Consider the following 25,428-nt stretch of genomic DNA (forward strand, 5'->3'; position numbering starts at 1 on the left):
TCCTCAGCCCCCGGCCCCACTGTCGGGGGCTTCGGTCCCCGGCCCCACCAGCCACGCGTCGATCCCCGCCAGCAGCTCCGCCTTGACGTCCTCCGGCGCCACCGACCCCCGCACCGACTGCCGTGCCAGCTCCGCCAGCTCCGCGTCCGTGAACCCGTGGTACCGGCGCGCGATCTCGTACTGCGCCGCCAGCCGCGAGCCGAACAGCAACGGGTCGTCCGCCCCCAGCGCGAGCGGCACGCCCGCCTCGAACAGCCGCCGCAGCGGCACGTCCCCCGGCTTCTCGTACACCCCCAGCGCCACATTCGACGCCGGGCACACCTCGCACGTCACCTGCCGGTCCGCGAGCCGCTGCACCAGTCGCGGGTCCTCCGCCGCCCGCACCCCGTGCCCGATCCGGTCGGCCTCCAGGTCGTCCAGGCAGTCCCGCACGGACGCGGGCCCGGTCAGCTCACCCCCGTGCGGCGCCGACAGCAGCCCGCCCTCGCGCGCGATGGCGAACGCCCGGTCGAAGTCCCGGGCCATTCCGCGCCGCTCGTCGTTGGACAGGCCGAACCCGACGACCCCCCGGTCGGCGTACCGCACCGCCAGCCGGGCCAGCGTGCGCGCGTCCAGGTGGTGCTTCATCCGGTTCGCCGCGACCAGCACCCTGATCCCGAGCCCGGTGTCCCGCCGCGCCACGTCCACCGCGTCCAGGATGATCTCCAGCGCCGGGATCAGCCCGCCCAGCCGCGGTGCGTACGAGGTGGGGTCCACCTGGATCTCCAGCCAGCCCGAGCCGTCCTTCAGGTCCTCCTCCGCCGCCTCCAGCACCAGCCGGTGGATGTCCTCCGGCTCCCTCAGACAGGACCGGGCGGCGTCGTACAGCCGCTGGAACCGGAACCAGCCCCGCTCGTCCGTGGCCCGCAGACTCGGCGGTTCCCCGCTGGTCAGCGCGTCGGTCAGCGTCTCGGGGAGGCGCACGCCGTACTTGTCGGCCAGCTCCAGCACGGTGGCGGGCCGCATCGACCCGGTGAAGTGCAGGTGCAGATGGGCTTTCGGCAGCAGGGAGACATCACGTACACGTTCCATCCCTGGATCGTGCCGCACGTCCCGGCAGCCCCGGTAGCGCTTTCCCTGAACGTGGTCTTGCTCGCACGTCAGCCCGAGGGGGCATGAGGGGGGCCAAGGAGCACGAGGGAAACGGAAGCGGGCCGCCTCCCGCGAGGGGAGGCGGCCCGCCGGGCACTCACGGTGCGTGGGTTCAGTCCCGCGCCTCCGCCAGCAGCTTCTGGAGTCGGCTCACGCCCTCCACCAGGTCCTCGTCGCCCAGCGCGTAGGACAGTCGCAGGTACCCCGGGGTGCCGAAGGCCTCGCCGGGTACGACCGCGACCTCGGCCTCCTCCAGGATGAGCGCGGCCAGTTCGACGGAGTTCTGCGGCCGCTTGCCCCGGATCTCCTTGCCGATCAGGGCCTTCACCGACGGGTAGGCGTAGAACGCGCCTTCGGGCTCCGGGCAGACCACGCCGTCGATCTCGTTGAGCATCCGCACGATGGTCCGGCGCCGGCGGTCGAAGGCCTCACGCATCGTGGCGACCGCGTCCAGGGAGCCGGAGACCGCGGCCAGCGCCGCCACCTGGGCGACGTTCGACACGTTCGACGTGGCGTGGGACTGCAGGTTGGTCGCCGCCTTCACGACGTCCTTCGGGCCGACGATCCAGCCGACCCGCCAGCCGGTCATCGCGTACGTCTTGGCGACGCCGTTGACCACGATGCACTTGTCCCGCAGCTCGGGCAGGAGGGCGGGCAGCGAGGTGAAGGTGGCGTCGCCGTAGACCAGGTGCTCGTAGATCTCGTCGGTCAGCACCCACAGCCCGTGCTCGACCGCCCAGCGGCCGATCGCCTCGGCGTCCTCGGCGCTGTAGACCGCGCCGGTCGGGTTCGAGGGGGAGACGAACAGGACGACCTTGGTCTTCTCCGTCCGCGCGGCCTCCAGCTGCTCCACGCTGACCCGGTAGCCGGTCGTCTCGTCGGCGACGACCTCGACCGGGACACCGCCGGCCAGCCGGATCGACTCCGGGTACGTCGTCCAGTACGGCGCCGGGACGATGACCTCGTCGCCCGGGTCGAGGATCGCGGCGAAGGCCTCGTAGATGGCCTGCTTGCCGCCGTTGGTGACGAGAACCTGGGCGGGGTCCACCTCGTAGCCGGAGTCGCGCAGCGTCTTCGCGGCGATCGCGGCCTTCAGCTCGGGCAGCCCGCCGGCCGGCGTGTACCGGTGGTACTTCGGGTTCCTGCACGCCTCGATCGCGGCGTCGACGATGTAGTCCGGGGTCGGGAAGTCGGGTTCACCGGCGCCGAAGCCGATCACCGGACGCCCGGCGGCCTTGAGGGCCTTGGCCTTGGCGTCCACGGCGAGGGTGGCGGACTCGGAGATCGCACCGATCCGGGCGGAGACCCGGCGCTCGGTGGGAGGGGTTGCAGCGCTCATGGACCCATCGTTCCAGACAGGAAACCCGTCCGGCATGAGGGTTTCACAGACTGAACAGGTACCGGCAAACCGTTGAACACCAGTCCGTATCCGTTCTTCCGGAGCCCCGCGGCCTGGACGATCTTGCATCGGAAGACCCGTCACGGGCGCTTTCTGTTCGACGCCCGGCCTCGGAACACGTACACTCACACCTCGTTGGCCTTCTCCGGCCGCGCTCGCCGGGTGCACACCAAGCATCCGTGTGAATGCGGTACGTTGGGGGACACACAAAGGGTCGTAGCTCAATTGGTAGAGCACTGGTCTCCAAAACCAGCGGTTGGGGGTTCGAGTCCCTCCGGCCCTGCTGCACACACCTCAGCCAGGATGTGTACGCATGTACGTACAGCAATGCATCGCCGTGCGGCTCATACCGGGCGCGGCACGGCCACGACCCGGAATCAGGTGAGGACGAGTGACGGACGCCGTGGGCTCCATCGACATGCCTGATGCCGAGGACGAGACGCCGGACGCCAGGAAGAAGAACCGCAAGGGCGGCAAGCGGGCCAAGAAGGGCCCACTGAAGCGTCTGGCGCTCTTCTACCGGCAGATCGTGGCGGAGCTTCGTAAGGTTGTCTGGCCGACCCGTAGCCAGTTGTCGTCGTACACCACCGCAGTGATCATCTTCGTGGTCTTCATGATCGGCCTGGTCACTTTGTTCGACTACGGTTTCGGTCACGCCGCCAAGTACGTCTTCGGCTGAGCAGCCAGCGAAGAGCGCCGAGGTACCCGGCGCTCATTTTCGCGTGTTCCACCCCTATGTATCCAGGAAGAAGCAGCCACCGTGTCTGACCCGAACGTGAACGACGCCGTTGAGCCTCGCGGCGAAGGGGCCGAGTCCGTCGAGGACGAACTCGACGCCGTCGAGGACGCGGACAGCGAGGTCTCCGAGACCTCCGCCGAGGTCGAGGCTGCCGCCGCGGACGAGGCCGAGGAAGCCGGGGAAACCGGTGAAACTGGTGAAACTGGGGAGGCCGCCGAGGAAGTCGAGGACGTCCGCGACCCGGTCGAGAAGCTCCGCGAGGAACTGCGGACGCTGCCCGGCGAGTGGTACGTCATCCACACCTACGCGGGCTACGAGAAGCGTGTGAAGGCCAACCTGGAGCAGCGGGCCGTCTCGCTCAACGTCGAGGACCTCGTCTACCAGGCCGAGGTGCCCGAGGAAGAGATCGTCCAGATCAAGAACGGTGAGCGTAAGACGGTCAAGCAGAACAAGCTGCCCGGCTACGTCCTGGTCCGGATGGACCTCACCGACCAGTCCTGGGGCGCGGTGCGTCACACGCCGGGTGTCACGGGCTTCGTCGGTGACGCCTTCAACCCGTACCCGCTGACCCTGGACGAGATCGTCAAGATGCTGGCTCCGGAGGCCGAGGAGAAGGCCGCCCGGGAGGCCGCCGAGGCCGAGGGCAAGCCGGTTCCGCAGCGCAAGGTCGAGGTCCAGGTGCTGGACTTCGAGGTCGGCGACTCGGTCACCGTCACCGACGGCCCGTTCGCCACGCTCCAGGCGACCATCAACGAGATCAACCCGGACTCCAAGAAGGTCAAGGGCCTGGTGGAGATCTTCGGCCGCGAGACGCCGGTCGAGCTCTCCTTCGACCAGATTCAGAAGAACTGACCCACCCCGAACCGCCGGCTCTGCCGGCTCCGCTGGGCAGAGTTCAGGACAAACGCTTCCGCGCAGGTCAGGCGAACGCTCAGGCGCCCGCCTGACCTGCTCGGTTTTTGGCCGCACATCCATACCCGCTATCGTTGTGCGGTATGCCTGCGTCCGGGCTGGTCCCGTCGCGCAGGCAGGACCCGAATGGAAAGGACCCGGAGAGCCATGCCTCCCAAGAAGAAGAAGGTCACGGGGCTCATCAAGCTCCAGATCCAGGCCGGTGCCGCCAACCCGGCTCCGCCGGTCGGCCCCGCGCTGGGTCAGCACGGCGTCAACATCATGGAGTTCTGCAAGGCCTACAACGCCGCGACCGAGTCGCAGCGTGGCTGGGTCATCCCGGTGGAGATCACGGTCTACGAGGACCGTTCCTTCACCTTCATCACCAAGACCCCGCCGGCCGCGAAGATGATCCTCAAGGCCGCGGGCGTGGAGAAGGGCTCCGGCGAGCCGCACAAGACCAAGGTCGCGAAGATCACGCGTGACCAGGTCCGCGAGATCGCCACCACCAAGATGCCCGACCTCAACGCCAACGACCTGGACGCCGCCGAGAAGATCATCGCCGGCACCGCCCGTTCCATGGGCGTCACGGTCGAGGGCTGACCTCCACCTCCGTAAGCCAAGCAGAAGTGTGGAAGGGCCCGCTCGGCCCGGACCACGACTCCTAAGAACCCACAGGAGCTTTAAGTGAGCAAGCGCAGCAAGTCTCTCCGCGCTGCGGACGCCAAGATCGACCGGGAGAAGCAGTACGCCCCGCTCGAGGCCGTCCGTCTCGCCAAGGAGACCTCCACGTCCAAGTTCGACGGCACCGTCGAGGTCGCCTTCCGTCTGGGTGTCGACCCGCGCAAGGCCGACCAGATGGTCCGTGGCACCGTGAACCTCCCGCACGGCACCGGCAAGACCGCCCGGGTCCTGGTCTTCGCGACCGGCGACCGTGCCGAGGCCGCGCGTGCCGCGGGCGCCGACATCGTCGGCGCCGACGAACTGATCGACGAGGTGTCGAAGGGCCGTCTGGACTTCGACGCCGTCGTCGCCACCCCGGACCTCATGGGCAAGGTCGGCCGCCTCGGCCGCGTGCTCGGTCCCCGTGGTCTCATGCCGAACCCCAAGACCGGCACCGTGACCCCGGACGTCGCCAAGGCTGTCAACGACATCAAGGGCGGCAAGATCGAGTTCCGCGTCGACAAGCACTCGAACCTGCACTTCATCATCGGCAAGACGTCCTTCGACGAGACCAAGCTGGTGGAGAACTACGGCGCCGCGCTGGACGAGATCCTCCGTCTGAAGCCGTCCGCCGCGAAGGGCCGCTACATCAAGAAGGCCTCGATGACGACCACGATGGGCCCGGGCATTCCGCTCGACCCGAACCGCACCCGCAACCTCCTCGTCGAGGAGGACCCGGCGGCGGTCTGAGCCTGACGGCTCGTCCAACCGGTCACGGGCCCCGCGCCCGCAGCATTCCTGCTGCGGGCGCGGGGCCCGTTCCGGTTCCGGTATGTGTGCCGGGCGGTCTGCGCTACGGTGCGGCCACGGGGTTCGCACGGGAGAGGGTGGGGGCGTGTACGGGTGGGACCGATGACGATCACGACCGTGCGCCGTACGGGCCTCGCGCTCGCGGCGACGATCGCGCTCACGGCGCTGACCACGCTGACCGCGATCTCCGCCTGCACCTCCTCGGCCGCCTCCGGCCCCTCAGGTTCAGCCGGCCCCTTTGGCCCTTCCGGCGGCCGTGGTGCCGACACCGGCGCCGGACAGCGGGACGAGGCGTCCCGCCTGCGGTCCGTCACGGCACTGCGGTCCGCCGAGCGCTCCACCGCCGGCGCGGGCTCCGCCCGCGTCGAGTCCACCACGGACATGGGCTCGCTGATGTCCATGACGGCCGACGGCACTCTCGCCTGGGGTGACCACCTCATCGGCACCCTGACCATCACGTACACGGACGGTGCGGTGGCCGACGCCATGCGCCGTCTCGGCAGCACGTCGATGGAAGCCCGCTACCTGCCCGACGCCTACTACGCGCGCGTGGGCGACAGGCTCGCCGCGCGGACGGGCGGCGCACGCTGGCTCCGGTACGGCCACGACGACCTCGAGGACATCGCAGGAGGCGGAGCCGCCGGTCTCGGGGACCGGATCCGCGGCTTCACACCCCAGCAGTGCGTGAAGCTGCTGCTGGCCTCCGGCGACGTGCGGAGGGTCGGTGAGGAACGGGTACGGGGCACGCCCGCCACGCGTTACTCGGGCACGGTGGAGCCCGCCCGACTGAAGACCCGGGACCCGGGCCCCGGGACGGGACGTTCGGCCGAACTGGCGGATCTGAAGGAGCAGTTGATCAGGGCCGGAGTCACCACTCAGACGGTGGACGTCTGGGTCGACGACCGGGGCCTGCTGGTCAAGAAGGTGGAGCGGGCGAAGACGGCGACGGGCCGGCTCACCCAGACCGCGTACTACGCCGACTACGGCGTGAAGGTGACGACCGAGGCTCCCCCCGCCGCCGAAACCCAGGACGCCGCGAACGTGGCGGACGGCCGGCGCGCCGCTCCCTGAGCCGCCGCCCGCCGCATCCCCCGTCAGGCCCTCCGGGGAGCTTCCGGCAGAACTCGAAGGCCGCTGTCAGAGGTGTGAGATAAGGTCAAAACCCTTGCTGTGTACAAGCTATGTGTTCCCTGGGGGGAACCGAGGACCTGGGGGGATTCGATGAGAACTTCCATACCTGCCGCCGGACTCACCGCACTCGTTCTTGCGGCCGGCGCGGTCGGCTGTTCGAGCGCCGAGGAGTCGCCCGAGATGACGCCGGCAGCGGCCGTGGCCAAGGCGGCGAAGAACACCGAGGACATCACGTCCTTCCGGTACACGATGACCGGTGAGGTCCCGGCGCAGGGCAAGATCGAGGCCGAGGCCTCGATGCGGATCAAGCCCGACGTCGCCATGAGCATGCAGATGACGGCGCCCGACGCGGGCACGCAGGGCAAGGTGGAGATCCGGCTCGTCGACAAGGCCATGTACATCGGTGGCGGCGCCGAGATGGCCAAGGAGATGGACGGCAAGAGCTGGATGAAGTTCGACATGGCCGAACTCGGTGCCGACGCGGAGCTGAACGAGCTCGGCGCTCCCGGCCAGGCCGAGCAGAACCCGGCCGCCGAGTCCACCTTCCTCACCGGCGCCAAGGACGTGAAGAAGGTCGGCACCGAGAAGATCGACGGGGTCGAGACCACCCACTACTCGGGCACCGTCACCCTCGACGATCTGCGCGCCTCGCTCAAGGACAAGGACGCCAAGGCCGCCGAGACCGGCGAGAAGAGCATCGAGCAGTACGAGAAGATGGGTGTCGAATCGCTCACGATGGACATGTGGGTCGACGGCGAGGACCACACCAAGCAGTTCCGGATGCGCGGCGACGCCACCCAGGGCCCGCTGGACATGACCATCAAGTTCCTCGACGTCAACAAGCCGGTGACGGTCGAGGCCCCGCCGGCCGAGGAGACCGCCGACCTGGCCGAGATGATGAAGGAAGCCGAGCAGGGCTGACCGGCCCGGACCGGACCGGTCAGCTGATCCCGGGGAACGGATTTGCCTCGCGGCGATCCGTTCCCGTACTCTCCTGAAGAAGCCAAAGACCGCTGGTTGTTGCCGTGCGCTCGTCAGAGAGCGCGGTGGCCGAAGGATCCGCTGAACTGCGGACGACCCGCGCAGGTGACAGTGGAAGAGTTCCCGGAATTCGCTGCCGCGAGGATGCGAATCACCGGTTGAGCCTCGCCCCGTGCGCCTGCGCCCGGGGCGTTTCGTTTTTCCCAGTCCTCCTTCGGGTCCGCGCGGTCCGAATCACCCGGAAGGAGGCCGAGGCTCTATGGCGAGGCCCGACAAGGCTGCTGCGGTTGCCGAGCTGACGGACAAGTTCCGCAGCTCCAACGCCGCCGTGCTGACCGAGTACCGCGGTCTCACCGTGGCGCAGCTCAAGACGCTGCGTCGTTCGCTCGGTGAGAACGCCCAGTACGCCGTGGTGAAGAACACGCTGACCAAGATTGCGGCCAACGAGGCCGGGATCACGCTGGACGACCAGCTCTTCGCTGGTCCGACGGCGGTCGCCTTCGTCACCGGTGACCCGGTGGAGTCGGCGAAGGGTCTCCGTGACTTCGCCAAGGACAACCCGAATCTCGTCATCAAGGGCGGTGTCCTTGACGGCAAGGCGCTGTCCGCCGACGAGATCAAGAAGCTCGCGGACCTCGAGTCCCGCGAGGTTCTGCTCTCCAAGCTGGCCGGTGCCTTCAAGGGCAAGCAGTCCCAGGCTGCTCAGCTCTTCCAGGCGCTGCCGTCGAAGCTCGTCCGCACCGTGGACGCGCTCCGTGCCAAGCAGGACGAGCAGGGCGGTGCCGAGTAATTCGGCTCGCTTTCCGATCCTCGCCGCATGAGGTGAGGGTCGATGCGGGCCCGACGTACGCCCGCCTCACCCAGTACATCCGGCACCTGCCGATTTAGTGGAAGGACCGCCATCATGGCGAAGCTCACCCAGGACGAGCTGCTGGCCCAGTTCGAGGGCATGACCCTCATCGAGCTCTCCGAGTTCGTGAAGGCCTTCGAGGAGAAGTTCGACGTCACCGCCGCCGCCGCGGTCGCCGTGGCCGGCCCGGCCGGTCCGGCCGCCGCCGCCCCGGTCGAGGAGGAGAAGGACGAGTTCGACGTCATCCTCACCGGTGCCGGCGACAAGAAGATCCAGGTCATCAAGGTCGTGCGCGAGCTCACCTCCCTCGGCCTGAAGGAGGCCAAGGACCTGGTCGACGGTGCGCCGAAGCCCGTCGTCGAGAAGGTCAACAAGGAAGCCGCCGACAAGGCCAAGGAGGCCCTCGAGGGCGCCGGCGCCTCCGTCGAGGTCAAGTAAGACCTTCCGGGTCCGACAGGACTCCAGCGGCCCGGCTGAGCCGGTTCCGCACCGCGTCCGGCAGGACGTGTAACGCGTAAGCGCCGAGGAGCGATCATCCATCCGGGTGGTCGCTCCTCGGTGTGTCCGGGGCCCGGTGGCGGCTGCCTTGCCCCTGGGACGGCGGGGGGTATGGTGATCTTCGATGCGGACCTCCGCGGGCCGCGAAGAGTCGCCTGTTGAGAGGCGGTTCGGGCAAGGGGGGCCTTGACGAACCGCACGCAGCGCGCAATTCTCAGGACGCGTCGTCACAAGGATCCGAATCCGAGGCATGGATCGACGGCGAAGAGGGCAGTATCACGGTGCGTCGAGGGCACGACCGTGCCGCAGGAGTTGAGAACAACGAGGGCCTTTGAGGGTCTCGAAAACCCGCACTGGACATCAGTGTGCCAAGTGGCTACACTGACCCTTTGCGCTGCCTGTTAGCTGTCCCCTGCCCGTCACCAGGGGTCTGCCCTCACTTGAGCACAGACGATCAGACCTCTCTGACCTGGCCTTTTCCGGTCGGACGGAGAAGTGTCTGGCATCGTGTCCGGTGGGGGGCCGGCACGCGCGTAGTGAGTCCGAGCCCTCGGAAGGACCCCCTCTTGGCCGCCTCGCGCAATGCCTCGACCGCGAATACGAACAACGCTGCCAGCACCGCCCCGCTGCGCATCTCCTTTGCAAAGATCAAGGAGCCCCTCGAGGTTCCGAACCTTCTCGCGCTGCAGACCGAGAGCTTCGACTGGCTGCTCGGCAACGACGCCTGGAAGGCTCGCGTCGAGGCCGCTCTGGAGAACGGTCAGGACGTCCCCACCAAGTCCGGTCTGGAGGAGATCTTCGAGGAGATCTCCCCGATCGAGGACTTCTCCGGGTCGATGTCGCTGACCTTCCGCGATCACCGCTTCGAGCCGCCGAAGAACTCCATCGACGAGTGCAAGGACCGTGACTTCACGTACGCGGCGCCGCTCTTCGTCACCGCCGAGTTCACCAACAACGAGACCGGCGAGATCAAGTCCCAGACCGTCTTCATGGGCGACTTCCCGCTCATGACGAACAAGGGCACCTTCGTCATCAACGGCACCGAGCGTGTCGTGGTGTCGCAGCTGGTCCGTTCGCCGGGTGTCTACTTCGACTCCAGCATCGACAAGACGTCCGACAAGGACATCTTCTCCGCCAAGATCATCCCGTCCCGGGGTGCCTGGCTGGAGATGGAGATCGACAAGCGCGACATGGTCGGCGTCCGCGTCGACCGCAAGCGCAAGCAGTCCGTCACCGTCCTGCTCAAGGCGCTCGGCTGGACCACCGAGCAGATCCTCGAGGAGTTCGGCGAGTACGAGTCCATGCGCGCCACCCTGGAGAAGGACCACACCCAGGGCCAGGACGACGCGCTGCTCGACATCTACCGCAAGCTGCGTCCGGGCGAGCCCCCCACCCGCGAGGCCGCGCAGACGCTGCTCGAGAACCTCTACTTCAACCCCAAGCGCTACGACCTGGCCAAGGTCGGCCGCTACAAGGTCAACAAGAAGCTGGGTGCCGACGCGCCGCTCGACGCGGGCGTGCTGACCGTCGAGGACGTCATCTCGACGATCAAGTACCTGGTGAAGCTGCACGCCGGTGAGATCGAGACCGTCGGCGACAGCGGCCAGACCATCGTCGTCGAGACGGACGACATCGACCACTTCGGCAACCGGCGCCTGCGCAGCGTCGGCGAGCTCATCCAGAACCAGGTCCGCACGGGTCTGGCCCGGATGGAGCGCGTCGTGCGCGAGCGCATGACCACGCAGGACGTCGAGGCGATCACGCCGCAGACCCTGATCAACATCCGGCCGGTCGTCGCCTCCATCAAGGAGTTCTTCGGCACCAGCCAGCTGTCCCAGTTCATGGACCAGAACAACCCGTTGTCCGGGCTGACGCACAAGCGTCGTCTGTCCGCGCTCGGCCCGGGTGGTCTCTCCCGTGAGCGGGCCGGCTTCGAGGTCCGTGACGTGCACCCCTCGCACTACGGCCGCATGTGCCCGATCGAGACGCCCGAAGGCCCGAACATCGGTCTGATCGGCTCGCTCGCCTCCTACGGCCGGGTCAACGCGTTCGGTTTCGTCGAGACCCCGTACCGCAATGTGAGCGACGGCCAGGTCACCGACGACGTCGACTACCTGACCGCCGACGAGGAGGACCGCTTCGTCATCGCGCAGGCCAACTCGCCGCTCACCGACGACCTGCGGTTCGCCGAGCCCCGCGTGCTGGTCCGCCGCAAGGGCGGCGAGGTCGACTACGTCAGCCCCGACGAGGTCGACTACATGGACGTCTCGCCGCGCCAGATGGTGTCGGTCGCGACCGCCATGATCCCCTTCCTCGAGCACGACGACGCCAACCGTGCCCTCATGGGCGCGAACATGATGCGTCAGGCCGTGCCGCTGATCAGGTCCGAGGCCCCGCTCGTCGGCACCGGCATGGAGTACCGCTCCGCCGCCGACGCCGGTGACGTGGTCAAGGCCGAGAAGTCGGGTGTGGTCCAGGAGGTCTCCGCGGACTACATCACCACCACCAACGACGACGGCACGTACATCACGTACCGCCTGGCCAAGTTCGCCCGCTCCAACCAGGGCACCTCGGTCAACCAGAAGGTCATCGTCAACGAGGGCGACCGCGTCGTCGAGGGCCAGGTCCTCGCCGACGGCCCGGCCACCGAGAACGGCGAGATGGCGCTCGGCAAGAACCTGCTGGTCGCGTTCATGCCGTGGGAGGGTCACAACTACGAGGACGCGATCATCCTGTCGCAGCGCCTCGTGCAGGACGACGTCCTCTCCTCGATCCACATCGAGGAGCACGAGGTCGACGCCCGTGACACCAAGCTCGGCCCCGAGGAGATCACCCGGGACATCCCGAACGTCTCCGAGGAGGTCCTCGCCGACCTCGACGAGCGCGGCATCATCCGCATCGGTGCCGAGGTCGTCGCCGGTGACATCCTCGTCGGCAAGGTCACGCCCAAGGGCGAGACCGAGCTGACCCCCGAGGAGCGCCTGCTGCGCGCGATCTTCGGTGAGAAGGCCCGTGAGGTCCGTGACACCTCGCTGAAGGTGCCGCACGGCGAGATCGGCAAGATCATCGGCGTGCGCGTCTTCGACCGCGAGGAGGGCGACGAGCTTCCCCCCGGTGTGAACCAGCTGGTGCGCGTCTACGTCGCGCAGAAGCGCAAGATCACCGACGGTGACAAGCTCGCCGGCCGCCACGGCAACAAGGGCGTCATCTCGAAGATCCTGCCGATCGAGGACATGCCGTTCCTGGAGGACGGCACCCCGGTCGACATCATCCTCAACCCGCTGGGTGTGCCGTCCCGAATGAACCCGGGACAGGTACTGGAGATCCACCTCGGCTGGCTCGCCAGCCGCGGCTGGGACGTCTCCGGCCTCGCCGAGGAATGGGCCGAGCGCCTGCAGAACATCGGCGCCGACCGCGTCGAGCCCGGCACCAACGTCGCCACCCCGGTCTTCGACGGTGCGCGCGAGGACGAGCTGGCCGGCCTGCTGCAGCACACCATCCCGAACCGCGACGGCGAGCGCATGGTGCTCCCGAGCGGTAAGGCGCGGCTGTTCGACGGCCGCTCCGGTGAGCCGTTCCCGGAGCCGATCTCGGTCGGCTACATGTACATCCTCAAGCTGCACCACCTGGTCGACGACAAGCTGCACGCCCGCTCGACCGGCCCGTACTCGATGATCACCCAGCAGCCGCTGGGTGGTAAGGCCCAGTTCGGTGGCCAGCGCTTCGGTGAGATGGAGGTGTGGGCGCTGGAGGCGTACGGCGCCGCGTACGCCCTCCAGGAGCTGCTGACCATCAAGTCCGACGATGTCACCGGCCGTGTGAAGGTCTACGAGGCCATCGTCAAGGGCGAGAACATCCCCGAGCCGGGCATCCCCGAGTCCTTCAAGGTCCTCATCAAGGAGATGCAGTCCCTGTGCCTGAACGTGGAGGTGCTGTCCAGCGACGGCATGTCCATCGAGATGCGTGACACCGACGAGGACGTCTTCCGCGCTGCGGAGGAGCTCGGCATCGACCTGTCCCGGCGCGAGCCGAGCAGCGTCGAAGAGGTCTGACGGGAGTTTCGGCCCGGAGGTTCAGCGATGAGGATCCCTGAACCTCCGGCCGGCCCCAGGACCCCCGTTTCAGACCCCACGACTTACGACCCTGAGAGGGATTGACGCATAGTGCTCGACGTCAACTTCTTCGACGAGCTCCGGATCGGCCTGGCCACCGCTGACGACATCCGTCAGTGGAGCCACGGCGAGGTCAAGAAGCCCGAGACCATCAACTACCGCACCCTCAAGCCGGAAAAGGACGGGCTCTTCTGCGAGAAGATCTTCGGTCCGACCCGGGACTGGGAGTGCTACTGCGGCAAGTACAAGCGCGTCCGTTTCAAGGGCATCATCTGCGAGCGCTGTGGCGTCGAGGTCACGCGCGCCAAGGTGCGCCGTGAGCGGATGGGCCACATCGAGCTGGCCGCGCCCGTCACGCACATCTGGTACTTCAAGGGCGTTCCGTCGCGTCTCGGCTACCTGCTCGACCTCGCCCCGAAGGACCTGGAGAAGGTCATCTACTTCGCGGCGTACATGATCACGTACGTCGACGAGGAGCGCCGCACCCGCGACCTGCCCTCGCTGGAGGCGCACGTCTCCGTCGAGCGCCAGCAGGTGGAGAACCGTCGCGACGCCGACCTGGAGGCCCGCGCCAAGAAGCTCGAGACCGACCTGGCCGAGCTCGAGGCCGAGGGCGCCAAGGCCGACGTGCGCCGCAAGGTGCGCGAGGGCGCCGAGCGTGAGATGAAGCAGCTGCGCGACCGCGCGCAGCGCGAGATCGACCGTCTCGACGAGGTGTGGAACCGGTTCAAGAACCTCAAGGTCCAGGACCTGGAGGGCGACGAACTGCTCTACCGCGAGCTGCGTGACCGCTTCGGCACGTACTTCGACGGCTCGATGGGTGCCGCGGCGCTGCAGAAGCGCCTGGAGTCCTTCGACCTCGAGGAGGAGGCCGAGCGCCTCCGCGAGATCATCCGCACCGGCAAGGGCCAGAAGAAGACCCGTGCGCTCAAGCGCCTCAAGGTCGTCTCCGCGTTCCTGCAGACCAGCAACAGCCCCAAGGGCATGGTGCTGGACTGCGTGCCGGTCATCCCGCCGGACCTGCGTCCGATGGTGCAGCTGGACGGTGGCCGCTTCGCGACCTCCGACCTGAACGACCTGTACCGCCGCGTGATCAACCGCAACAACCGCCTGAAGCGGCTTCTCGACCTCGGCGCGCCCGAGATCATCGTGAACAACGAGAAGCGCATGCTCCAGGAGGCCGTGGACGCGCTCTTCGACAACGGCCGTCGTGGCCGCCCGGTGACGGGCCCCGGCAACCGTCCGCTGAAGTCGCTGTCCGACATGCTCAAGGGCAAGCAGGGCCGCTTCCGCCAGAACCTGCTCGGCAAGCGCGTGGACTACTCCGCGCGTTCCGTGATCGTCGTCGGTCCGCAGCTGAAGCTGCACCAGTGCGGTCTGCCGAAGGCGATGGCGCTGGAGCTGTTCAAGCCGTTCGTGATGAAGCGTCTGGTCGACCTGAACCACGCGCAGAACATCAAGTCGGCCAAGCGCATGGTCGAGCGCGGCCGCACGGTCGTGTACGACGTCCTCGAAGAGGTCATCGCGGAGCACCCGGTTCTGCTGAACCGCGCGCCCACGCTGCACCGCCTCGGCATCCAGGCCTTCGAGCCGCAGCTGGTCGAGGGCAAGGCCATTCAGATCCACCCGCTCGTGTGCACCGCGTTCAACGCGGACTTCGACGGTGACCAGATGGCCGTGCACCTGCCGCTGTCCGCGGAGGCGCAGGCCGAGGCCCGCATCCTGATGCTGTCCTCGAACAACATCCTCAAGCCGGCCGACGGCCGTCCGGTGACGATGCCGACCCAGGACATGGTCCTCGGTCTGTTCTTCCTCACCACCGACGGCGAGATGCGCGACCTCAAGGGCGAGGAGCGCTCCTTCTCCTCGGTCGCCGAGGCGATCATGGCCTTCGACGCGGGCGAGCTGTCGCTCCAGTCGAAGATCGATGTCCGCTTCCCGGTCGGCACCATTCCGCCGCGCAGCTGGACGCCGCCGGCGCGTGAAGCGGATGAGCCGGAGTGGCAGCAGGGTGACAGCTTCCGGCTGAGCACCACCCTGGGCCGTGCGCTCTTCAACGAGCTGCTGCCCGAGGACTACCCGTTCGTCGACTACGAGGTCGGCAAGAAGCAGCTCTCCGAGATCGTCAACGACCTCGCCGAGCGCTACCCGAAGGTCATCGTGGCGGCGACGCTCGACAACCTGAAGGCTGCCGGCTTCCACTGGGCGACCCGTTCCGGCGTCACCGTCGCCATCTCCGACGTCGTCGTTCCCGAGGCGAAGAAGGCGATCGTCCACGGCTACGAGGCGCAGGACGAGAAGGTCCAGAAGCAGTACGAGCGCGGTCTGATCACCAAGGACGAGCGCACGCAGGAGCTCATCGCGATCTGGACCAAGGCGACCAACGAGGTCGCCGAGGCGATGAACGACAACTTCCCGAAGACCAACCCGATCTTCATGATGGTGAACTCGGGCGCACGAGGCAACATGATGCAGATGCGTCAGATCGCCGGTATGCGTGGTCTGGTGTCGAACGCGAAGAACGAGACGATCCCGCGGCCCATCAAGGCCTCGTTCCGTGAGGGTCTGTCCGTGCTGGAGTACTTCATCTCCACGCACGGTGCCCGTAAGGGTCTGGCGGACACCGCTCTGCGTACCGCCGACTCGGGTTACCTCACCCGTCGTCTGGTCGACGTCTCCCAGGACGTCATCATCCGCGAGGAGGACTGCGGCACCGACCGCGGTCTGAAGCTGCGGATCGCCACGCGGGAGGCCGACGGCACCCTGCGCAAGGCGGACGACGTCGAGACCAGCGTCTACGCCCGCATGCTCGCCGAGGACGTCGTCATCGACGGCAAGGTGATCGCGCCGGCCAACGTCGACCTCGGTGACGTGCTCATCGAGCAGCTGGTGCACCACGGCGTCGAGCAGGTCAAGACCCGTTCGATCCTGACCTGCGAGTCCGCCGTCGGCACCTGCGCCATGTGCTACGGCCGTTCGCTGGCCACCGGCAAGCTGGTCGACATCGGTGAGGCGGTCGGCATCATCGCCGCCCAGTCCATCGGTGAGCCCGGTACCCAGCTGACGATGCGTACCTTCCACACCGGTGGTGTGGCCGGTGACGACATCACCCAGGGTCTGCCGCGTGTCGTCGAGCTCTTCGAGGCCCGTACCCCGAAGGGTGTCGCCCCGATCTCCGAGGCCGCCGGCCGCGTCCGGATCGAGGAGACCGAGAAGACGAAGAAGATCGTCGTCACCCCGGACGACGGCAGCGACGAGACGGCGTTCCCGATCTCGAAGCGCGCCCGTCTGCTGGTCGGCGAGGGCGATCACGTCGAGGTGGGCCAGAAGCTCACCGTGGGTGCCACCAACCCGCACGACGTGCTGCGCATCCTGGGCCAGCGGGCCGTCCAGGTCCACCTGGTCGGCGAGGTCCAGAAGGTCTACAACTCGCAGGGTGTGTCGATCCACGACAAGCACATCGAGATCATCATCCGGCAGATGCTCCGCCGCGTGACGATCATCGAGTCCGGCGACGCCGAGCTGCTGCCCGGCGAGCTGGTCGAGCGCTCGAAGTTCGAGACCGAGAACCGTCGTGTGGTCCAGGAGGGCGGTCACCCGGCCTCCGGTCGTCCGCAGCTGATGGGTATCACCAAGGCCTCGCTGGCGACTGAGTCGTGGCTGTCGGCGGCGTCCTTCCAGGAGACGACCAGGGTCCTCACGGACGCGGCGATCAACGCCAAGTCCGACTCCCTGATCGGCCTCAAGGAGAACGTCATCATCGGTAAGCTCATCCCGGCCGGTACGGGCCTGTCCCGTTACCGCAACATCCGGGTCGAGCCGACCGAGGAGGCCAAGGCCGCGATGTACTCGGCCGTCGGCTACGACGACATCGACTACTCGCCGTTCGGCACGGGCTCCGGCCAGGCCGTTCCGCTGGAGGACTACGACTACGGTCCGTACAACCAGTAGGCGAGTCGCCTGAAGTACCGCAGGGCGGTCACCCCCGTACACCATGGGGTGACCGCCCTGCGGCGTCCCGCGACCCGTACCGGCGACCTGTACCGGTTTCGTGACGCGTAGCCCATGCCGTAAGGCTTTGCGCGGGCGCATGATGGAATGACGTGTGGAGTCGGGGGAGGTACCTGGTGTCGCAGTCGCCGTATCCGTCGTGGCAGCCCTGGCAGGGGCGAGGCGCTCCACAGCCGTGGGGTGGACCGGGCGGGCCGCAGCAGGGCGGCCCCCCGATGCTGGCCTCGCACGCTGACCGGGAGCGCACCGTGGACGTGCTCCGGGCCGGGTACGCGGAGGGCCGTCTGGACCAGCAGGAGCTCGAGCGGCGGGTGGCGCGGGCCTACCAGGCCCGTACGGTGGCGGATCTCTCGCTGCTGGTGGCCGATCTGCCGCAGGGCCCCGTGCCGCAGACCGCGGTGGTGCAGCAGCACGCCGTCCCCATGACGCCGGCGACGTTCCTGCCCCGGCAGAAGACCAACGAGAAGGCGGTCGGATCCATGGTGTGCGGGGTGCTGTGCCTGGCGACGGGCGGGGTGACCGGCATCCCGGCCGTGGTGCTGGGGCACATGGCCCGTGCGGAGATCCGGCGCTCGGGGGAGCAGGGGGACGGGCTCGCGGTGGCCGGGCTGGTGCTCGGCTGGCTGTCCACGGCCGGCTGGGCCGCTTTCCTGTTCCTGTTGGTCATGTTCGGTATAGCGGCGGGGTGACGCGCGGGGGAACGGAAAGGGGCCGGAGCCACCCTTTCGAAGATCATTCCCTTTCACGGGCTTCACTCGCTCCGCGCGGAGACGGGGTGACGGCCCATTTGTTTTGACCGCAGCCAATGCTATAGGTACGCTCAGACCTTGTGCCTGGGGTGTGCCCTGGCCTCCGCGCGTGCCGTCAGACCGTGCCGGGGGCTGTGAACGGCCACCGCGATCATGCGCTTCTTTCTGCCTTGCGGCGGGAGTCCGCGAGATTCGACACACCCGACCGCGTGGGTCGGTGGCGTTCCAGGTTAGCTGTACCTATCGGCACACAGAAACCGGAGAAGTAGTGCCTACGATCCAGCAGCTGGTCCGTAAGGGCCGGCAGGACAAGGTCGAGAAGAACAAGACGCCCGCACTCGAGGGTTCTCCCCAGCGTCGTGGCGTCTGCACGCGTGTGTTCACCACCACCCCGAAGAAGCCGAACTCGGCCCTCCGTAAGGTCGCGCGTGTGCGTCTGACCAGCGGTATCGAGGTCACTGCTTACATTCCGGGTGAGGGGCACAACCTGCAGGAGCACTCCATCGTGCTCGTGCGCGGCGGCCGTGTGAAGGACCTGCCGGGTGTTCGCTACAAGATCATCCGCGGCTCCCTCGACACCCAGGGTGTCAAGAACCGCAAGCAGGCCCGCAGCCGCTACGGCGCCAAGAAGGAGAAGTAAGAATGCCTCGTAAGGGCCCCGCCCCGAAGCGCCCGGTCATCATCGACCCGGTCTACGGTTCTCCTCTGGTGACCTCCCTGATCAACAAGGTGCTGATGAACGGCAAGCGCTCCACCGCCGAGCGCATCGTGTACGGCGCCATGGAGGGCCTTCGCGAGAAGACGGGCAACGACCCGATCATCACGCTGAAGCGCGCGCTGGAGAACATCAAGCCGACCCTCGAGGTCAAGTCCCGCCGTGTCGGTGGCGCCACGTACCAGGTTCCGATCGAGGTCAAGCCCGGTCGTGCCAACACGCTTGCGCTGCGCTGGCTGGTCGGTTACTCGCGTGCCCGTCGCGAGAAGACCATGACCGAGCGTCTGCTCAACGAACTCCTCGACGCCAGCAACGGCCTCGGTGCCGCTGTGAAGAAGCGCGAGGACACGCACAAGATGGCCGAGTCCAACAAGGCCTTCGCGCACTACCGCTGGTAGTCGCTACCCACATCGAGACCGAGAGAAGACTGAAGCCTTATGGCTACCACTTCACTTGACCTGGCCAAGGTCCGCAACATCGGGATCATGGCCCACATCGACGCGGGCAAGACGACCACCACCGAGCGGATCCTGTTCTACACCGGCGTGTCGTACAAGCTTGGCGAGACCCACGAGGGTTCCGCCACGATGGACTGGATGGAGCAGGAGCAGGAGCGTGGCATCACGATCACCTCTGCTGCGACGACCTGTCACTGGCCGCTCGAGGACAACGACTACACGATCAACATCATCGACACCCCGGGGCACGTCGACTTCACCGTAGAGGTGGAGCGTTCCCTGCGCGTGCTCGACGGTGCCGTGACCGTGTTCGACGGTGTCGCCGGTGTCGAGCCGCAGTCCGAGACGGTGTGGCGTCAGGCCGACCGTTACGGTGTGCCGCGTATCTGCTTCGTCAACAAGCTGGACCGTACCGGCGCGGACTTCCACCGCTGCGTCGGCATGATCAAGGACCGCCTGGGTGCGCAGCCGCTGGTCATGCAGCTGCCGATCGGTGCCGAGGCCGACTTCAACGGCGTCGTGGACCTGGTCCGCATGAAGGCGCTCGTGTGGTCCGCCGAGGCCGCCAAGGGCGAGATGTACGACGTCGTCGACATCCCGGCCACGCACACCGAGGCCGCCGAGGAGTGGCACGGCAAGCTGATCGAGGCCGTCGCGGAGAACGACGAAGAGATCATGGAGCTGTACCTGGAGGGCCAGGAGCCCACCGAGGAGCAGCTGCACGCCGCGATCCGTCGCATCACCATCGCGTCCGGCAAGTCCACCGACACCACCATCACCCCGGTGTTCTGCGGCACCGCGTTCAAGAACAAGGGCGTTCAGCCCCTGCTCGACGCGGTCGTGCGCTACCTCCCGACCCCGCTCGACATCGAGGCCATCGAGGCCCACGACGTCAAGGACCCCGAGGTCGTGATCAAGCGCAAGCCGTCCGAGGACGAGCCGCTGTCGGCCCTCGCGTTCAAGATCATGAGCGACCCGCACCTCGGCAAGCTCACCTTCGTCCGGGTCTACTCGGGCCGCCTGGTGTCCGGCACCGCCGTGCTGAACTCCGTCAAGGGCAAGAAGGAGCGCATCGGCAAGATCTACCGCATGCACGCCAACAAGCGTGAGGAGATCGAGTCGGTGGTCGCCGGCGACATCGTCGCCGTCATGGGCCTGAAGCAGACCACCACCGGTGAGACGCTGTCCGACGACAAGCAGCCGGTGATCCTGGAGTCCATGGACTTCCCGGCGCCGGTCATCCAGGTCGCCATCGAGCCCAAGTCGAAGGGCGACCAGGAGAAGCTGGGCGTCGCGATCCAGCGCCTGGCCGAGGAGGACCCGTCCTTCCAGGTCCACTCGGACGAGGAGACCGGCCAGACCATCATCGGTGGTATGGGCGAGCTGCACCTCGAGGTGCTGGTCGACCGTATGCGCCGTGAGTTCAAGGTCGAGGCCAACGTCGGCAAGCCGCAGGTCGCCTACCGCGAGACGATCCGCAAGGCCGTCGAGCGCGTGGACTACACCCACAAGAAGCAGACCGGTGGTACCGGTCAGTTCGCCAAGGTGCAGATCGCGATCGAGCCCATCGAGGGCGGCGACACCTCGTACGAGTTCGTGAACAAGGTGACCGGTGGCCGGGTGCCGAAGGAGTACATCCCTTCGGTGGACGCCGGTGCGCAGGAGGCCATGCAGTTCGGTATCCTCGCCGGCTACGAGATGACGGGCGTCCGCGTCACGCTTCTCGACGGTGGCTACCACGAGGTGGACTCCTCCGAGCTCGCGTTCAAGATCGCCGGTTCGCAGGCCTTCAAGGAGGCCGCGCGCAAGGCCTCGCCCGTGCTCCTCGAGCCGATGATGGCCGTCGAGGTCACCACGCCCGAGGACTACATGGGTGAAGTCATCGGCGACATCAACTCCCGCCGTGGCCAGATCCAGGCCATGGAGGAGCGGGCCGGTGCTCGCGTTGTGAAGGGCCTCGTGCCCCTTTCGGAGATGTTCGGCTACGTCGGGGACCTCCGCAGCAAGACGTCGGGTCGCGCAAGCTACTCGATGCAGTTCGACTCCTACGCCGAGGTTCCGCGGAACGTCGCCGAGGAGATCATCGCGAAGGCCAAGGGCGAGTAACGGACTCCGTTCACACGCTTTAGGCTTGACCCCGGAGCCTGCTTGGGGCATTCCACCGCGAACCCGGTGGAATGCCCCCGGCCCCGGGCTTTCCAGCAAAGATCACCTGGCGCCGATGAGTAAGGCGTACAGAACCACTCCACAGGAGGACCCCAGTGGCGAAGGCGAAGTTCGAGCGGACTAAGCCGCACGTCAACATCGGCACCATCGGTCACATCGACCACGGTAAGACGACCCTCACGGCCGCCATTACCAAGGTGCTGCACGACGCGTACCCGGACCTGAACGAGGCCTCGGCCTTCGACATGATCGACAAGGCGCCCGAAGAGCGCCAGCGTGGTATCACGATCTCGATCTCGCACGTCGAGTACCAGACCGAGCAGCGTCACTACGCCCACGTCGACTGCCCCGGTCACGCGGACTACATCAAGAACATGATCACGGGTGCCGCCCAGATGGACGGTGCCATCCTCGTGGTCGCCGCCACCGACGGCCCGATGCCGCAGACCAAGGAGCACGTGCTCCTGGCCCGCCAGGTCGGCGTTCCGTACATCGTCGTCGCCCTGAACAAGGCCGACATGGTGGACGACGAGGAGATCCTGGAGCTCGTCGAGCTCGAGGTCCGTGAGCTCCTCTCCGAGTACGAGTTCCCGGGCGACGACGTTCCCGTCGTCAAGGTCTCCGCTCTGAAGGCCCTCGAGGGCGACAAGGAGTGGGGCAACACCGTCCTCGAGCTGATGAAGGCCGTGGACGAGTCGATCCCGGCTCCCGAGCGTGACGTCGACAAGCCGTTCCTGATGCCGATCGAGGACGTCTTCACGATCACCGGTCGCGGTACGGTCGTCACCGGCCGTATCGAGCGTGGCATCCTCAAGGTCAACGAGACCGTCGACATCATCGGCATCAAGACCGAGAAGACCACCACCACGGTCACCGGCATCGAGATGTTCCGCAAGCTGCTCGACGAGGGTCAGGCCGGTGAGAACGTCGGTCTGCTGCTCCGCGGCATCAAGCGCGAGGACGTCGAGCGCGGCCAGGTCATCATCAAGCCCGGTTCGGTCACCCCGCACACCGAGTTCGAGGCCCAGGCCTACATCCTGTCGAAGGACGAGGGTGGCCGTCACACCCCCTTCTTCAACAACTACCGCCCGCAGTTCTACTTCCGTACGACGGACGTGACCGGCGTCGTGACCCTCCCCGAGGGCACCGAGATGGTCATGCCGGGTGACAACACCGAGATGAAGGTGGAGCTCATCCAGCCCATCGCCATGGAAGAGGGCCTGAAGTTCGCCATCCGTGAGGGTGGCCGGACCGTGGGCGCCGGCCAGGTCACCAAGATCAACAAGTAAGCTCCGGCTGCTTGCTGATCCGACCTGGTAGCTCCACCGCGAGCACCTGAGAGGGCCCGCACGACTTCGGTCGTGCGGGCCTTTTCGTGTCTGGGGCGAATGCGCAGGAGGGCCGCCGCACGGGCGGGCCGACGTCAAGCCCGGACCCTGTCCATCACCCGATCACGGGAAGTACTGGCATATGCGGGGCATGGGTCGAGGAACGCCCCTAGCTTCGGATCATGGTCAGCTCATCCCACGAGGCCCTGCACCGGATCTTCCAGGAAGATCCGGGCCTCTTCGCGCGTGCCGTCAAAGGGCTCGGAGTCCTCTTCGCCACCCCGCTTTCGGCCTCCACCCTCTCCACCGACCTCACCGAGAACCGCCCGGTGGAGCGCCGGGTGGACACGCTGCTGCAAATGGACACCGCCGACAACGGCAGCTTCGTCCTGGCCATCGAGTCACAGGGCGGGCGGGACCCCGACAAGCCCGCGAGTTGGGCTTATTACCTCTCACATCTGTACGCGAAATGCAGTTCGCCCCGGTTCTCCTCGTCGTCTGCGCGGACCGGCGCACCGCTGCCTGGGCGGCTCGGCATGTAGACATCGGCCCGCCGCAGTGGGCCTCACTCAAGGAACAAGGCCTCGGCAAGGCGCCGGCCGCGGATTTCTGGAGGCATCTCATGTCCGTAGACCTCTCCTTCTTCCAGTCGCAGACCGCCCAGAACCTTCGGGCGGAGGGCAAGGCAGAGGGCAAGGCGGAGGGCAAGGCCGACGACATCCTGCTTCTGCTGGAGCGCCGGGAGGTCGAGGTCTCCGAGGCGGAGCGTGAGCGAATCCTCGGGTGCGCCGACCTCGACACCCTGAGCCTCTGGTTCGTGCGCGCCATCACGGCCACGTCGGCGGCGGAGGTCTTCGAGAGCGGTGAGGAGGGCTGAGCCAGTTCGGCGGCCACGCCCCGCTGTCGGCTCCGTCGGCCGTGTCCAGGACCACGCCGCAAACCACTTCGCACTTCGCCCTCCGGCACCGCCACGTCCAGTAGCCGTGCGCCGAGCACTGTCTGGTACGTCCACTCCTGGTGGGCTTCGCCGCGGGCCAACGCGCACCTGTCGCAGTGGCCCGCCGTGGCGAAGTCCCGCTGAGTGCCACCGGTGACGGGGGAGCCGTTCGAGCGCCATTGTGTGCCGTGTCGGGTGGCAGGGCATGGGTACGGGCCCTGGTGCTCGCCGGGCCTGCTCGGGGCGGGGTCAGCTCTTGCGCGCCACCGCCACGTAGGCCCCGCTGCGGACGTCGCCCTGGCCGGGAACCGGCTCTCCGAGTTCCGGGTGCCAGTCCTCGGCGGCCACGACGCCCGGTGCCACGGGCTTCAGACCCTCGAAGAAGCGGGCGAAGCGCTCCCGGCTGCGCATGTCCATGGTGAGCCCGCCCGCCCTGTACAGGTCGCTGACCTTCCGCGAAGCCTCCTCCGGGTGGAAATCGGGAGTGAGGTGGGAAATGGTCAGGTAACTGCCGGGAGCCAAAGCGTCCTTGAGGCGTTCGACCAGCTCGTAGGCGCCGTCCTCGTCGCTGATGAAGTGCAGCAGTGCGATCAGCGAGAGCGCGATCGGCCGGTCGAAGTCCAGTGTCTTACGGGCGCGTTCCAGGATGGCGGCGGTGTCACGGGCGTCCGCCTGCACGTAGTCGACGTCCCCTTCAGGAGTGCCCCGGAGCAGCGCCCCGGCGTGGGCCGGCACGATCGGGTCGTTGTCGCAGTACACGACTCGTGCCTCGGGTGCGATCCGCTGGGCGACCTGGTGGAGGTTGGGCTCGGTGGGGATGCCGGTGCCGATGTCGAGGAACTGGCGTATGCCCTGGCCGGCCGTCCAGCGTGTGGCGCGGTGCATGAAGGCCCGGTTCATCCGCGCCATGACCGGGATGACCGGAGCGAACCCCACCAACTGCCTGCCCAGCTCCTCGTCCACCGGGTAGTTTTCCTTGCCACCGAGGAACCAGTCGTACATCCGCGCCGGATGTGGCTTGCCGGTGTCGATCCGCATGGGGGTGTCCATGCCCGTGTCCTGCTGGTTCATCGTGATTCCCCTTGCCAAGCACGGGAGTTGACTTGTGAACTTGGTGGTCACGATAGTCAGTTCCCGATCGACGCGGACCGCCGGGCGTCCCGGGAGGGCGGAGCGGCTGACGGGTGGAAGGGGCTGTTGCACGGTCGGCCTGCGGCAGGGCTCGGGAGGTCAGCGGTCTCTCCTCGGTGGCCGGCTGTGGGGCTACCCGCCCGATGCCTGCTGTTCAATGTACTGGTCCACTGGTAGACAGGTCGGGGAAAAGTGGGGGTCCGTTCCGTCGTGCGGCACGACGACGACCGATGTGAAAGGAGCCTGAGCGGCATCGCCCGTCTCGATGTGCTCCTTGAAATCGAACCGGACCGTCCAGCCGTATGCGTAATGGGCGCTTGCTTCGGGGAGCATCACCACGGAATCGGGCTTCTCCGGATATACCTTCTTCTTGAGGTACTCGGAAGCCGCTGCGACGGCTTCGTCCCGGTTCAACATTCAGGAACTCCCACTGAGATAGGGAATGTGCCCGTCGGGCTGTCGCCTCGTCCCCGCCGTACGCGTGGCCGTGCAGGCGCCGTACTCCGGCCGCTCTGACCCAGTTCGGCAGCGGCGAGGAAGGCGGGCGGGACGGTACGAGCGGCTTTCTCTGCCCCGAAAGCGTACGTGCCAGGGCTGGCCCAAGCGCGTACTGCCTTCAGCGCCCCGTCCAGGACGGCACTCGGCTCCCGCAGGGCCTCCCGGGCGAGGGCCGGTGTCCTCGCGTTCGAGGTCCCTCTGGGCGTGGGAATGGACGTGGCGTGCGGCCT

Annotated in this window: 19 protein-coding genes, 1 tRNA gene and 1 pseudogene; 17 read left to right on the forward strand and 4 right to left on the reverse strand. The window is 67.3% G+C overall.

Annotation, left to right across the window (positions count from 1 at the left end):
* Positions 1-3 precede the first annotated feature (3 nt).
* Entirely contained in the window at positions 4-1,071 is a 1,068-nt protein-coding gene (locus JL475_RS04935; protein ID WP_202275700.1) for an adenosine deaminase, read from the reverse strand.
* A 172-nt stretch (positions 1,072-1,243) separates the two neighbouring features.
* Entirely contained in the window at positions 1,244-2,470 is a 1,227-nt protein-coding gene (locus JL475_RS04940; RefSeq protein WP_202275702.1) for a pyridoxal phosphate-dependent aminotransferase, read from the reverse strand.
* A gap of 270 nt (positions 2,471-2,740) precedes the next feature.
* Between JL475_RS04940 and JL475_RS04945 the strand changes: the two genes are divergently transcribed.
* From JL475_RS04945 to JL475_RS39795, 17 genes and pseudogenes are all read left to right on the forward strand, one after another.
* Positions 2,741-2,813: transfer RNA gene (locus JL475_RS04945), tRNA-Trp, on the forward strand.
* A 108-nt stretch (positions 2,814-2,921) separates the two neighbouring features.
* Positions 2,922-3,209: a preprotein translocase subunit SecE gene (gene secE / locus JL475_RS04950; protein ID WP_202275703.1), complete on the forward strand. Its 288-nt coding sequence runs from the start codon at positions 2,922-2,924 to the stop codon at positions 3,207-3,209.
* Positions 3,210-3,290: 81 nt separating this feature from the next.
* Entirely contained in the window at positions 3,291-4,121 is an 831-nt protein-coding gene (nusG, locus tag JL475_RS04955) for a transcription termination/antitermination protein NusG (RefSeq protein WP_202275704.1), read from the forward strand.
* Positions 4,122-4,328: 207 nt separating this feature from the next.
* Positions 4,329-4,763, forward strand: coding sequence for a 50S ribosomal protein L11 (gene rplK / locus JL475_RS04960; protein WP_006130605.1), 435 nt, complete (start codon positions 4,329-4,331; stop codon positions 4,761-4,763).
* Positions 4,764-4,847: 84 nt separating this feature from the next.
* Positions 4,848-5,573, forward strand: coding sequence for a 50S ribosomal protein L1 (gene rplA, locus JL475_RS04965; RefSeq protein WP_202275705.1), 726 nt, complete (start codon positions 4,848-4,850; stop codon positions 5,571-5,573).
* A gap of 162 nt (positions 5,574-5,735) precedes the next feature.
* Positions 5,736-6,704 carry a hypothetical protein gene (locus JL475_RS04970; protein WP_202275706.1) on the forward strand — a complete coding sequence of 323 codons (969 nt, stop codon included), beginning with the start codon at positions 5,736-5,738 and terminating at the stop codon, positions 6,702-6,704.
* A 150-nt stretch (positions 6,705-6,854) separates the two neighbouring features.
* Complete coding sequence (locus JL475_RS04975; protein ID WP_202275707.1) at positions 6,855-7,685, forward strand: LppX_LprAFG lipoprotein; 831 nt, start codon at positions 6,855-6,857, stop codon at positions 7,683-7,685.
* Between the two features lie 319 nt (positions 7,686-8,004).
* Positions 8,005-8,535 carry a 50S ribosomal protein L10 gene (rplJ, locus tag JL475_RS04980; protein WP_071373367.1) on the forward strand — a complete coding sequence of 177 codons (531 nt, stop codon included), beginning with the start codon at positions 8,005-8,007 and terminating at the stop codon, positions 8,533-8,535.
* A 114-nt stretch (positions 8,536-8,649) separates the two neighbouring features.
* Positions 8,650-9,033 (forward strand): 50S ribosomal protein L7/L12, encoded by a 384-nt coding sequence (rplL, locus tag JL475_RS04985; protein ID WP_202275708.1) that lies wholly within the window; start codon positions 8,650-8,652, stop codon positions 9,031-9,033.
* Between the two features lie 626 nt (positions 9,034-9,659).
* Positions 9,660-13,145, forward strand: a complete 3,486-nt coding sequence (gene rpoB, locus JL475_RS04990) for a DNA-directed RNA polymerase subunit beta (protein ID WP_202275709.1) — start codon at positions 9,660-9,662, stop codon at positions 13,143-13,145.
* A gap of 111 nt (positions 13,146-13,256) precedes the next feature.
* The gene (locus JL475_RS04995; protein ID WP_202275710.1) at positions 13,257-17,156 is read left to right on the forward strand and encodes a DNA-directed RNA polymerase subunit beta'; all 3,900 of its coding nucleotides are present in this window, start codon (positions 13,257-13,259) and stop codon (positions 17,154-17,156) included.
* Between the two features lie 275 nt (positions 17,157-17,431).
* The gene (locus JL475_RS05000; protein ID WP_237406228.1) at positions 17,432-17,905 is read left to right on the forward strand and encodes a DUF1707 and DUF4190 domain-containing protein; all 474 of its coding nucleotides are present in this window, start codon (positions 17,432-17,434) and stop codon (positions 17,903-17,905) included.
* Positions 17,906-18,233: 328 nt separating this feature from the next.
* Positions 18,234-18,605, forward strand: a complete 372-nt coding sequence (rpsL, locus tag JL475_RS05005) for a 30S ribosomal protein S12 (protein WP_003948652.1) — start codon at positions 18,234-18,236, stop codon at positions 18,603-18,605.
* A gap of 2 nt (positions 18,606-18,607) precedes the next feature.
* Positions 18,608-19,078: a 30S ribosomal protein S7 gene (gene rpsG / locus JL475_RS05010; protein WP_181650348.1), complete on the forward strand. Its 471-nt coding sequence runs from the start codon at positions 18,608-18,610 to the stop codon at positions 19,076-19,078.
* A 39-nt stretch (positions 19,079-19,117) separates the two neighbouring features.
* Complete coding sequence (fusA, locus tag JL475_RS05015; RefSeq protein ID WP_202275712.1) at positions 19,118-21,244, forward strand: elongation factor G; 2,127 nt, start codon at positions 19,118-19,120, stop codon at positions 21,242-21,244.
* Positions 21,245-21,399: 155 nt separating this feature from the next.
* Positions 21,400-22,593 (forward strand): elongation factor Tu, encoded by a 1,194-nt coding sequence (tuf, locus tag JL475_RS05020; protein WP_202275714.1) that lies wholly within the window; start codon positions 21,400-21,402, stop codon positions 22,591-22,593.
* A gap of 221 nt (positions 22,594-22,814) precedes the next feature.
* A pseudogene (locus tag JL475_RS39795) lies at positions 22,815-23,509 on the forward strand (hypothetical protein).
* Between the two features lie 309 nt (positions 23,510-23,818).
* Here the strand turns inward: JL475_RS39795 and JL475_RS05035 are convergent.
* Positions 23,819-24,640, reverse strand: a complete 822-nt coding sequence (locus JL475_RS05035) for an SAM-dependent methyltransferase (protein WP_202275720.1) — start codon at positions 24,638-24,640, stop codon at positions 23,819-23,821.
* Between the two features lie 192 nt (positions 24,641-24,832).
* Positions 24,833-25,117, reverse strand: a complete 285-nt coding sequence (locus JL475_RS05040) for a YrhB domain-containing protein (RefSeq protein WP_202275722.1) — start codon at positions 25,115-25,117, stop codon at positions 24,833-24,835.
* Positions 25,118-25,428 lie beyond the last annotated feature (311 nt).

The organism is Streptomyces sp. M2CJ-2, assembly GCF_016757295.1.
GTDB lineage: Bacteria > Actinomycetota > Actinomycetes > Streptomycetales > Streptomycetaceae > Streptomyces.

Bases quoted from the DNA above. Each gene is read 5' to 3' on its own strand.
- JL475_RS04935 (WP_202275700.1), bottom strand. From the start codon at position 1,071: ATGGAACGTGTACGTGATGTCTCCCTGCTGCCGAAAGCCCATCTGCAC.
- JL475_RS04940 (WP_202275702.1), bottom strand. From the start codon at position 2,470: ATGAGCGCTGCAACCCCTCCCACCGAGCGCCGGGTCTCCGCCCGGATC.
- rplK (WP_006130605.1), top strand. From the start codon at position 4,329: ATGCCTCCCAAGAAGAAGAAGGTCACGGGGCTCATCAAGCTCCAGATC.
- JL475_RS04970 (WP_202275706.1), top strand. From the start codon at position 5,736: ATGACGATCACGACCGTGCGCCGTACGGGCCTCGCGCTCGCGGCGACG.
- JL475_RS04975 (WP_202275707.1), top strand. From the start codon at position 6,855: ATGAGAACTTCCATACCTGCCGCCGGACTCACCGCACTCGTTCTTGCG.
- rplJ (WP_071373367.1), top strand. From the start codon at position 8,005: ATGGCGAGGCCCGACAAGGCTGCTGCGGTTGCCGAGCTGACGGACAAG.
- rplL (WP_202275708.1), top strand. From the start codon at position 8,650: ATGGCGAAGCTCACCCAGGACGAGCTGCTGGCCCAGTTCGAGGGCATG.
- JL475_RS05000 (WP_237406228.1), top strand. From the start codon at position 17,432: ATGCTGGCCTCGCACGCTGACCGGGAGCGCACCGTGGACGTGCTCCGG.
- rpsG (WP_181650348.1), top strand. From the start codon at position 18,608: ATGCCTCGTAAGGGCCCCGCCCCGAAGCGCCCGGTCATCATCGACCCG.
- fusA (WP_202275712.1), top strand. From the start codon at position 19,118: ATGGCTACCACTTCACTTGACCTGGCCAAGGTCCGCAACATCGGGATC.
- JL475_RS05035 (WP_202275720.1), bottom strand. From the start codon at position 24,640: ATGAACCAGCAGGACACGGGCATGGACACCCCCATGCGGATCGACACC.
- JL475_RS05040 (WP_202275722.1), bottom strand. From the start codon at position 25,117: ATGTTGAACCGGGACGAAGCCGTCGCAGCGGCTTCCGAGTACCTCAAG.